At 34.6% G+C, this 10,628-nt stretch carries 14 protein-coding genes; 5 read left to right on the top strand and 9 right to left on the bottom strand.

What is annotated here, in order from left to right; translation table 11 throughout:
- Positions 1–413: 413 nt before the first annotated feature.
- Both BM227_RS09030 and BM227_RS09025 read left to right on the top strand, forming a co-directional pair.
- Positions 414–641, top strand: coding sequence for a DUF4160 domain-containing protein (locus BM227_RS09030; protein WP_092913181.1), 228 nt, complete (start codon positions 414–416; stop codon positions 639–641).
- Entirely contained in the window at positions 625–867 is a 243-nt protein-coding gene (locus BM227_RS09025; RefSeq protein WP_092913180.1) for a DUF2442 domain-containing protein, read from the top strand. The genes BM227_RS09030 and BM227_RS09025 overlap by 17 nt, the downstream gene beginning before the upstream one ends.
- 54 nt (positions 868–921) lie before the next feature.
- Here BM227_RS09025 and BM227_RS09020 read toward each other — a convergent pair whose 3' ends face one another.
- The 9 genes from BM227_RS09020 to folD form a co-directional block, all read right to left on the bottom strand.
- Positions 922–2,394: a leucyl aminopeptidase gene (locus BM227_RS09020; protein WP_092913178.1), complete on the bottom strand. Its 1,473-nt coding sequence runs from the start codon at positions 2,392–2,394 to the stop codon at positions 922–924.
- Positions 2,360–2,977, bottom strand: coding sequence for a DedA family protein (locus tag BM227_RS09015; RefSeq protein WP_092913176.1), 618 nt, complete (start codon positions 2,975–2,977; stop codon positions 2,360–2,362). The genes BM227_RS09020 and BM227_RS09015 overlap by 35 nt, the downstream gene beginning before the upstream one ends.
- Positions 2,978–2,988: 11 nt before the next feature.
- Entirely contained in the window at positions 2,989–4,194 is a 1,206-nt protein-coding gene (gene trpB / locus BM227_RS09010) for a tryptophan synthase subunit beta (protein ID WP_092913174.1), read from the bottom strand.
- Positions 4,194–4,745 carry an adenine phosphoribosyltransferase gene (locus BM227_RS09005; RefSeq protein ID WP_092913172.1) on the bottom strand — a complete coding sequence of 184 codons (552 nt, stop codon included), beginning with the start codon at positions 4,743–4,745 and terminating at the stop codon, positions 4,194–4,196. Before BM227_RS09005 ends, trpB begins: the two co-directional genes overlap by 1 nt.
- 10 nt (positions 4,746–4,755) lie before the next feature.
- Positions 4,756–5,088: a hypothetical protein gene (locus BM227_RS09000; RefSeq protein ID WP_092913170.1), complete on the bottom strand. Its 333-nt coding sequence runs from the start codon at positions 5,086–5,088 to the stop codon at positions 4,756–4,758.
- A gap of 101 nt (positions 5,089–5,189) precedes the next feature.
- Positions 5,190–5,639 carry a ribose 5-phosphate isomerase B gene (gene rpiB, locus BM227_RS08995; protein ID WP_092913168.1) on the bottom strand — a complete coding sequence of 150 codons (450 nt, stop codon included), beginning with the start codon at positions 5,637–5,639 and terminating at the stop codon, positions 5,190–5,192.
- A gap of 26 nt (positions 5,640–5,665) precedes the next feature.
- Positions 5,666–6,316 carry a site-2 protease family protein gene (locus tag BM227_RS08990; protein ID WP_218147935.1) on the bottom strand — a complete coding sequence of 217 codons (651 nt, stop codon included), beginning with the start codon at positions 6,314–6,316 and terminating at the stop codon, positions 5,666–5,668.
- Positions 6,306–7,124 carry a signal peptidase I gene (gene lepB / locus BM227_RS08985; protein ID WP_425431722.1) on the bottom strand — a complete coding sequence of 273 codons (819 nt, stop codon included), beginning with the start codon at positions 7,122–7,124 and terminating at the stop codon, positions 6,306–6,308. Before lepB ends, BM227_RS08990 begins: the two co-directional genes overlap by 11 nt.
- Positions 7,125–7,144: 20 nt before the next feature.
- Complete coding sequence (gene folD / locus BM227_RS08980) at positions 7,145–7,990, bottom strand: bifunctional methylenetetrahydrofolate dehydrogenase/methenyltetrahydrofolate cyclohydrolase FolD (RefSeq protein ID WP_092913166.1); 846 nt, start codon at positions 7,988–7,990, stop codon at positions 7,145–7,147.
- A gap of 84 nt (positions 7,991–8,074) precedes the next feature.
- Here folD and BM227_RS08975 point away from each other — a divergent pair, with 84 nt between their 5' ends.
- The 3 genes from BM227_RS08975 (at position 8,075) to BM227_RS08965 (ending at position 10,618) form a co-directional block, all read left to right on the top strand.
- Positions 8,075–8,407 carry a c-type cytochrome gene (locus BM227_RS08975; RefSeq protein ID WP_245757049.1) on the top strand — a complete coding sequence of 111 codons (333 nt, stop codon included), beginning with the start codon at positions 8,075–8,077 and terminating at the stop codon, positions 8,405–8,407.
- Positions 8,408–9,337 carry an HpcH/HpaI aldolase/citrate lyase family protein gene (locus BM227_RS08970; protein ID WP_092913164.1) on the top strand — a complete coding sequence of 310 codons (930 nt, stop codon included), beginning with the start codon at positions 8,408–8,410 and terminating at the stop codon, positions 9,335–9,337.
- A gap of 75 nt (positions 9,338–9,412) precedes the next feature.
- Positions 9,413–10,618 (top strand): ATP-binding protein, encoded by a 1,206-nt coding sequence (locus BM227_RS08965; protein WP_092913162.1) that lies wholly within the window; start codon positions 9,413–9,415, stop codon positions 10,616–10,618.
- The last annotated feature ends 10 nt before the right edge of the window (positions 10,619–10,628 follow it).

Below are 10,628 nucleotides of genomic sequence, written 5' to 3'. Positions count from 1 at the left end.
AAGCTATATAATATCGCTGGAAAGGTAGTTACACATGCAAGAAAAATCACTTTAAAGGTTAATGAAGAGTTTGCCAAACTACTTCAAAATATAAGGCACAAAGCTTATGAGATGAGTTTAGAATGACTACTTTAAATCTAAAAATCAGTGCATTTCAAAATATAATAACAATATACTATTGTCAAAAAACAAGGAAATTTCGTAAAAATAGTTCAAAATGTAGTAACTTTGGAGTAAAAATATGTAAGAGATAATTTTGGTGCATATTTAGGCATTTTATTTTTTCAAAAAATGTGTTTTTTAGGGAATATTAGGTGGGTTTTTATTTTATGGATTTATTTGGGTAAAACAACTTTTTGAAGAAAAATGAATAATTTTGATATAATAAATTATATATCATTGAATGGAAAAAGATGCCTACGCTTTTAAATCAAGATGGTTTTAAGTTTTTCTTTTATGCTAACGAACATGAACCTATGCATATTCATGTAATAAAAGGAGAAGGTTTTGCTAAGATAGAGTTGCAAAACCTAAAAGTAGTACAAAACTATCTCAAGCCTAAAGAGATAAAACAGGCACTTAAAATAGTAGCAGTTCATAGAGAAGATTTTGAAAGGAAGTGGAATGAATGGTTTAATTAAAGCAAAAGAGTTACATTTTGATGATGAGTATCTTCATGTTAAACTTGAAGATGAACGTATTATCTCTACTCCTATGAAATGGTATAAGCCATTACAAGAGGCAACAATATCACAACTCAAAAACTATAAATTTATTTGTATGGGAACTGGTATTGAATGGGAGGAGCTTGATTATCATCTTAGCATAGAGGGAATGTTGGAGAGCTCAAAAGAGAAAGTGGCATAATTAAAATATTACAATAGTCATTGGACAATTAATATGCCCAATGACAGACAAAATTTATGAGACTACAGTACACTCTTCTTTAATGATTTGCTCAAACCATTTAATTGTCATTCTAACACCTGCACCGCTTGCTCCAGCTGGGTTGTAACCCCACTCTTTTTCTACAAAAGCAGGACCTGCTATATCAAGATGCAACCATTTGTCTTTATACTCTTCTTCAATGAAGTGATCTAAAAATAGTGCAGCGGTAATTGCTCCGCCATATCTTGAACTGCTTATGTTACAGACATCTGCTACACTGCTTTTTAGCAGTTTTTTAAGATAACGGTTAAATGGAAGAGTCCCTGTAAGCTCTCCTGCTTTAGCTGCTGCTCTTGAAAAACTGTGTTTAAGTCTGCTGTCGTGTCCCATTATGCCTGTAGTGTATTCACCAAGTGCAACTACACAAGCTCCAGTTAGTGTTGCAAAGTCAAATAGATAGTCTGGAGTTACCTTCTCTTGTGCATAGCAGAGACAATCTGCAAGTACCAAACGACCTTCAGCATCAGTATTACGGATCTCAATAGTTTTTCCATTTTTAGCTTTTAAAATATCATCAGGCTTATATGCATTTCCACCTATCATATTTTCAGTAGCACCTATGATCCCATGAACTTCAACTGGAAGCCCTAATTCACTTACTGCTTTCATAATACCAAGAACAGCACAAGCTCCTGATTTGTCAGACTTCATTGTTACCATATAATCAGATGGTTTTAAACTTAGTCCGCCACTGTCATAAGTAAGCCCTTTGCCTACAAGAGCTATCTTATATTTTGCATCTTTAGGTTTATATGTTAAATGAATGAGTCTTGGAGGATGTGCACTTGCACGGCTGACGGCTAAAAATGCACCCATTTTTTCTTCTTCAAGACCCTTTTCATCAAGGACTGTACACTCTAGTCCATTTGTTTCTGCTAAAGTAGTTGCTATTTCAGCTAATTTTACAGGAGTCATATCATCTGGTGGAGTATTGATGATTTCACGAGTAAAGTTTGTTGCTTTTGCTACTGTTATTGCATCTTCAACAGCTTTTTTAGCTTGTTCAATATCTATCTCTTTCCCATTAAAATCTTCAGCTGCTATTGTTACATTTTTAATAGGATGTTTTGCTTTTTCTGTCTTATAAGTGTCAAACTCATAATCTCCTAAAATTATGCCCTCTACCATAGCTTGAAGGTTTTGTATCAAATTTCCTCCAAGATAGAGAGCTGTTTTTACATGTTCTACTTTTGTGTTTCGTAAAGCTTTTATAGCAGCAGCATAAGCACTTCTAATGTCATCATGATCAATGGAGTCAGCACCAACATAGATGCGTTTACTTTGTGCCAATAGACAAGTTTGATCCTGACTACCTTCAAATCCAAGAAGTTGGAGTGTCTCTTTATCTTCAATCCAAGGATGATCTAAATCTTTTTTTACAACACAGATAATTTCTAGATCTGCATTAATCTCACTTCGTAGCTGAGGTACTATTTCTATTTTCATATCGCTTCTCTCTCCTCTTTAATATATTATCTTCAATGCGTTTGAAAGTGTAGGCGATACCAGCAAAAAATAGACCTGCTATAGGTAGTGCAAAATACCAGTGATGTTTTGCATACTCAATAACTTGCATAATCTGTTCACCAAAAATATAGGCTAATATAATTGTTATAGCTGCCCACACTTGCGCACTGACAAAGTTTATAATAGCAAATTTTTTAGCATCATAACGTGTAAGTCCTATACTCATAGGAATAATAGTTCTTAATCCATATAGATATCGTTGTATAAATATTACAGGCCATCCATACTTTTTCAAAAGAAGATGTGCCAGTGCAAACTTTCTGCGATGGTTAGCTAGATATTGATGAATCCACTTTTTGTTGTATCTTCCTATATAAAAATAGATTTGATCGCCTACAAATCCTCCTAAACCGGCTACTAAAATTGCAGTAGGCATATTCATATGTCCTGTATGTACCATTGTACCTGCCATTACCAGTCCCAGTTCACCCTCCATAATGCTCCAAATAAAGAGGATAATATAGCCATACTCTGTTAGAGCATTAATTAAAAACTGTTCCATTTTTTGACTTCCTAATCAAAGTGCAACAGGTCTTTAGCCTGTATCATATCTTTGTCGCCTCGTCCTGAGAGGTTAACAATGATTAGTTTATTTTTTATACGTTCAGGGTCCATCTTTTTAAGGTAAGCTATTGCATGTGAGCTTTCAAATGCTGGTATAATTCCCTCTTTTTGACTTAGCCATACAAAAGCATCAAGTGCCTCTTGATCGGTTATAGAGTCATACTCTGCAGCACCTATATCTTTTAAATAAGCATGTTCTGGTCCAATACCAGGATAGTCTAGTCCAGCTGAAATAGAGTGTGCTTCAAGAATTTGTCCATCTTCATCTTGCAAGAGATAGCTCATTTGCCCATGTAGGACACCGGGACTCCCTTTTGCAAGACTTGCGCCATGTTTGTCTGTATCAAGCCCCAATCCGCCTGCCTCTATGCCAATGCAAGTAGTTTCAGGCTCTTCTAAAAAGTGTGCAAATATTCCCATTGCATTACTGCCGCCGCCAATACAGGCTATAACAAAGTCAGGCATACGATTTTGAGCTTTTAAAATTTGTGCTTTGGCTTCATAACTAATGATACCTTGAAAGTCACGTACCATCATAGGGTAGGGGTGAGGACCAGCAACTGTACCTATAATGTAAAATGTATCTCTAGCATTGGTAACCCAGTATCGAATAGCATCATTCATTGCATCTTTTAATGTTTTTGAACCACTCTCTACAGCATGAACCTTTGCACCAAGAAGTTTCATTCTAAAGACATTAAGCTCTTGACGCTCAACATCTTTTGCACCCATAAATATTTCACACTCTAAGCCAAGCAGTGCTGCTATTGTTGCTGTTGCAACTCCGTGCTGTCCCGCACCTGTTTCAGCTATAACTTTTTTCTTTCCAAGTCGTTTGGCAATAAGACCTTGCAAGATGGTATTGTTTACTTTATGAGCACCGGTATGATTCAAGTCCTCACGTTTCAAGTAAACCGTTGCACCAATCTCTTCAGAGATATTTTTAGCATAATATAGAGGGCTTGGCCGTCCTACATAATGTTCTAGGTAGTAGTGAGCTTCTTCCCAGAATGTTTTGTCAAAACGAATCTCTTCGTATGCACTTTCTAGCTCTTTAAGTATAGGCATAAGAGTTTCAGGAACATAGCGTCCACCAAAAATTCCAAAATGTCCAAGTTCATCCGGATCGAATTTAAGAGGTTTAGGTATATACATTAGGCAATCTCTAATATGGAATATACAGATGTTAATTCATCAAGTTTTTTTCTACCATCAAGAAATGTAAGGTTTATGATAAAGCAGGCTTCAACACACTCTGCATTGGCAGCTTTAATGAGTTTTGCTGCTGCTTCTGCAGTTCCACCTGTTGCAATAAGGTCGTCAATTAAAAGTACACGAGCACCTTTTTTTTCACGGAAAGCATCTATGTGAATTTCAACTTCATCGACTCCATACTCAAGTGCATACTTTTCTGAAATAGTTGTAAAAGGAAGTTTATTCTTTTTACGAATAGGTACAAAACCTATGCCAAGTTTTGCTGCAAGGGCTGAGCCAAAAATAAACCCTCTACTTTCAATACCAGCTATAAAGTCAAGGTTAAACTCTTTGTAACGCTCTTCTAAATGATTCATAAGAAGAGAAAAGGCTTCTGCATTATTTAGAAGAGTTGTAATATCTTTAAATAGTATGCCTGGTTTTGGAAAATCTGGAATATCTCTTATTGAATCTAGTAAGAACTTTTTTTGATCGTTTGTTAATGTTTTCATTGCCATTACCTTATATAAGTGCTTCAATGCGTGATTCTAACTCTTTTATTCTAGAACGAAGTTTTTCATTCTCAATACGATATTGACTGTTACGCTGTTTTACTGCTTTAATTTCATGTCGCAGTTTAATCATCTGCTCATTTAAAACATCTATGTTTCCTATTGCTCGTTGCAATTGTATCTGATATTTACGTATTAGAAGTTCAGCCTCTTTGAGTGTCATTTTCATCACATCATTGCTCTTTTGCTCTTTGATGGTCAAGTTTTTAAAGTAGAACATTTTGACAAACAGAAATATTGCGAGCATTGAAATTAGTGTGATGATACTCCAGTCAAAAAGCATTTAGAATTCCTTTTTTAAATCGGTACACAGAGTTTTTATATGCAAGTATGCATTCTAAAAACTCATAATACACTAAAAAAGCAAAGAGACTTGCTTTTTTTTTACGCATTTTGCCTCTCTTCTAATGACATAATTTTTTCTACACGATTTTCGTGACGACCACCTTCAAACTCAGTATTTATAAAAGCGTCAAGCATTGACTCAATAACTCCTGGTCCAGAGACTCTCTCTCCAAAGCAGAGGATATTCGCATTATTGTGTGCTCTTGCCATTTGTGCTGTGTAATAATCATTACAATGAGCTGCTCTAATACCATCAACTTTATTTGCTGCTATACTCATTCCAATTCCAGTTCCACAAATTAAAATACCAAAACTTCCTTCATTGCCAACAACAGCATCAGCAACTTTTTTAGCATAATCAGGGTAATCTACCCGATCAGCACTATCTGGTCCCAAATCAATAACTTCATGACCTTTTGAAGATAAATAGTTGCACACTAGTGCTTTTACTGCAAACCCTGCATGATCGCTTCCAACATAAAATTTCATCTCTTCCTCCTTCTCAATGTAATTTTTTATAAGAGAATATTAATAAGCCAGCGAGCCGGCATAAAAAACCATTGACTAAGCGGTGTGGCAATAATTATAATAAGTAAAATCATTCCAACAGGCTCAATTTTATTAAGTACATTAACCACTGGCTGCCACCGAAACTGCATTGCCAAAAATCGCAAAGCATTTGAGCCATCTAATGGTGGGAAAGGCCATAAATTAAAAACACCAAGTACAATATTATAAATTACTGAATACATTAAAAATATTGCAAGAAGTGCACTGCCAAGCGAATGTTGTTGTGTTTCTAAAAATCCTAATAAAATAGAGGCAGCTATTGCAAGAATGAAGTTGTAGGTAACACCTGCTAACGCTACTGCTATTCCAGCTTTATATCCACCATTATAAATAACAGTTTGAATATTTACAGGAACAGGTTTTGCCCAACCAAATAGAAATGGAGCTCCGCTTATATAAAGTACTGCAGGAACTAAAATAGTTCCTATAGGGTCTACGTGAACTATTGGATTTATGCTTAGTCTTCCAGCATCCTTTGCTGTTGAGTCACCATATTTATAGGCAACATATCCATGCATTATTTCATGCCCTATGATGGCAATCATTAATGATACAATAGTTGCCAATATTTTTATGATATCAAGCTCACTCAACATAACGTGGAAATTCTTTCTGTAATGTTTCTACATTTCTACCTACACGATCCCATCTGATTATATGATCTTTATCCCAACTAAAATAGATAAACCAAGGTTTTCCAACGATAAGTCGGTATGGTACACTTCCCCAAAATCTGCTGTCATTTGAGTGATCACGGTTGTCACCCATCATAAACCAATGATCTTTTTCAACTTTTATAGGACCAAACTCAAATATTTCCATAGGCTGATATCCGTCGGGAATTACATTTGGATCATTGTGAATTCCTGGAAACTCTTTTCGGTAAGGGTTTTTTACAAAAATCATACCGTCTATTTTCACAGTTTCAGCATTTGGATAGTGGGCTATAACATATTCATTGCCTTCATGTGGATGAAGGTAAAGTTCTTTATTGTGTACAAATAGTATATCACCCTCTACAGCTACGCATCTTTTGACATAGTGAATCTTTTCATTACGAGGATATCTAAATATTACAATATCACCCCGTTTAGGACCTTCCCCTTTAATAATATGACCATCACCGTCACTGTCAAACCATACTGGAATTTCAAGCCAAGGGATGTGTGGTACAGGTACTCCATAGACATATTTTTTTACAAACAGATAGTCACCAACAAGTAGAGTATTTTTCATTGACCCACTAGGAATTACAAATGCTTGTGCAACGAAAAAGATAACCATTAAAACAATTATAAGTGTACCTGTCCAGGTATTGGAAAAATGGTATAGTTTCATAAACAGATTATCTGATGAGTGTTTAGATGAGCTAATATCTAAGTCACTGCTATCTGGTGTTGGCATAGGATTTTGTTCTATTGGACTCATGCTCTCTCTTTTGCTGCTTTTAGCGTATTTTTAAGAAGCATTGCAATTGTCATTGGTCCAACTCCGCCTGGTACTGGTGTTATGTAGCTACACTTTGGAGCTACAGCTTCATAATCTACATCTCCAACCAAAGAGCCATCTTCTAAACGGTTAATACCAATGTCAATCACTATTGCTCCATCTTTTACCATATCTTCAGTGATTAATCCAGCTTTACCTACACCAACTACTAAAATATCTGCACGTTTTGTGTGCTCTGCAAGATCTTTTGTATAGATATGACATATGTCAACTGTAGCAAATGCATTAAGCAACAGTGCAGCCATTGGTTTGCCAACTATGTTACTAGCCCCAACTATACAGGCATCTTTACCTTTTGGATCAATGTTGTACGTTTTTAACATCTCCATAACACCTAATGGAGTACAAGGTACAAAACCGTCAAGTCCTGTCATTAATCGACCGAAGTTATAGGCATGAAAGCCGTCAACATCTTTTTTTGGATCAATAAGCTCTAAAATCTTTGTTGTATCAATGTGTGAAGGCAGTGGTAACTGTACCAAAATTCCGTCTATATTTGGATTTTGGTTCATCATTAGTATTGTTTTTTCAATCTCGTCTTGACTTATAGATGATGGCATTTCGTGTGTAATGGAGTATATGCCTGCCTCTTTACAAGCCTTGGCTTTCATCTTTACATATGCGTGGCTTGCCGGATCATCACCTACCAAAACTACTGCAAGTCCCGGTGTAATATTTTTAGTTTGCTTTAACTCTTCAACCTCTTTCGCAATTTGCTCGCGGATCTCTTTGGCTAGTTTTTTGCCGTCGATTATCTGCATTGTGTAACCTTGAATTATGATAGTATCGGGTAAAATAGTATCTAAAAGTTCATTAATTTTTAATTGAGAATGGAGAATTAAAAATTGAAAAATCTGTTTTTTCTATTTATAACCTTTCTTGTACTAAAATCTGAAGATTCATTTATTACACAATATGAGTATGGACAGATGTTATACAACAATCCTCGAGGAATAGGATGTGTTCATTGTCATGGGAAAGATGGTAGTGGTGCTTTGATTGCAAAATATAAAGAAGATGGCAAAACAAAGTCATTACGTGGACCAAATATTAGGAATAAAAGTATAAAAGATCTTAAAAAGAGTCTATTTAAGCGTCATAAAGTGATGCCAACGTACTTTTTGACTGACTCAGAAATAGAAGCGTTAGCCTATTTTCTATCAAACAAAGGTGATTAGATGGTTTTTAAAGAGCTTGATGAGTTACAAGAGTTGATAAAAAAGAGTGATATAAAAGCAGTAGAAAAACTTTGTAAAGGTGAACAACCTGTAAGATTTCAACCAACTTTCATAAGAACAGCACTAATGCTTTCAGCACATAAATTAAAGCATTTAAATAAGCTTGATGAACTTGAAGCAGATGTTGTAATACTGAATTTGGAAGATGGAGTAGCACCGGCACAAAAACCTATGGCATTACGTTTGGCTGCTCTTTTTCTTTCTCATCTAAAGAGAATTAATTCATTAACAGTTGTTCGTATAAATTCTTTAGATGAGGGCGGTGATAGAGAGATAGATTTTTTAAATCAGTTTCGTCCTGATGCTATTCGTGTTCCAAAGATTAGATCTAAAAAAGATGTTGAAAAGGCTTTAACTTTAATAGATCCAAAAATAAAAGTTCATCTCTCCATAGAGACAAAAGAGGCTTGGCAAAATCTATCTAGTTTGCGTGTTGAGAGCAGAGTTGAAGCATACTATCTTGGTATATTAGACCTTCTTGCAGATATGGGATTGCCACATAGAATAATAGAGCGTTCAAATCCTACAATAGATTATATTCTTGCCCATTTTTTGACTAACTCTTTAGCTTCTAATGTATTGCCTGTTTCATTTGTTTTTCAAGATCATAACGATAACGACTCATTTAAAGAGTGGTGCAGGTATGAAAAGAGTATGGGGTTTCACGCAAAAGGGTGCATCTCTCCGACACAAGTTAACATAGCAAACTCCATTTTTCAACCTGAAGTTGAGGAGATTGAAAGAGCTAGAGAGATTGTCAAACTTTTTGAAGCAAAGCCAGATAACAGCAGCATTGTAAGCGATATTTACGGCTTTGTGGATGAACCAATATACAAAGGTGCCAAAAGGCTTTTGGAATCGATAGATTGAAATTTAAGCTTTAATAATACACTAAACCATATATGACTATAATCGTTTAATGCTTTAAACTATAAAGGCTAAAAAGTGGAAACTCTTTTTTTAAGATTAAAAGAACTATATCAAGACAAACTTCGCCAAAAATTGCCAACATATGAGAGATTTTTACTAAAAAATCTGCTAAACTCACCATCAAAGCACATAGGTATCTATGGCAGTAGAGGTGTTGGTAAAACTACACTTTTGCTACAACTTGCAAAAAAGCTTGAGTATGAGAGCGATGAAATACTCTATATCTCTTGCGATCACATACTTTTAAGCGGAATCAATCTCTTTGAATTGGTAGAGTACTTTTATAAATATGGCGGAAAGTGTATATTGATAGATGAGATACATGAAGCAAAAGATTTTGAACAGAATCTAAAATCTATTTATGACTTTTTAGACATCAAAGTTATCTTTAGCGGAAGCAGTGCTATTAAACTTACAAATGCTTCATTTGCTAGAAGATACTCAATGTTTCATTTACCAATTCTTTCACTTAGAGAATACATTGCACTTGAGTATGGAATTAATTTAAACTCATTTAGCTTAGATGAAATAGTTTCAAATCATACTAAAATAGCTGATGAGATATTAACAAAGTTAGATGATAAAAAGATACTAAAAATTTTTAAAGAGTATCAAAATAAAGGAGCATACCCTTTCTATTTTAGTGATAAGCCAAGCTACTATCAAAAAATAAATGACACTATAAACACTGTTTTGTTTACTGATATTGCAATGCTTTATGGAGTAAATGCATTAAAGATAGAAAAACTAAAAAAGTTACTTTTATCTATCTGTCTTTCAAAACCACTTGAACTCTCTATAGAAAAATTATCTAAAACCATAGGTATATCAAAAGCCACACTTTATAAATATATAGAGTACCTACATCGTGCAGAACTTCTTAGACACATCATTTATGAAGCAAAAAGATTTAAAACACTTCAAAAACCAGATAAACTCTATCTATCAAATACAAATTTACTAAGTACACTTTGTAAAAATAGTGACATAGGAACAATTAGAGAGACTTTTTTTAGTTCAATGATCTCTTTTAATTACTCCATCTATTTTGTAGATAGAGGTGATTTTTTAGTAGATGAAAAATATGTAGTAGAGATAGGCGGTAAAAATAAAGACTTTACTCAAATAAAAGATATAGCCAATAGTTTTTTAGCAATAGATGATATTGAGATAGGATTTGGCAATAAGATACCTCTTTGGTTATTTGGATTTTTGTATTAAGTTATGTATC

Origin of the sequence: Hydrogenimonas thermophila (assembly GCF_900115615.1) — a bacterium.
Classification (GTDB): domain Bacteria; phylum Campylobacterota; class Campylobacteria; order Campylobacterales; family Hydrogenimonadaceae; genus Hydrogenimonas; species Hydrogenimonas thermophila.
The sequence above is the reverse complement of the archived record's forward strand: the minus strand, read 5'-3'. Positions and strand labels throughout refer to the sequence as shown.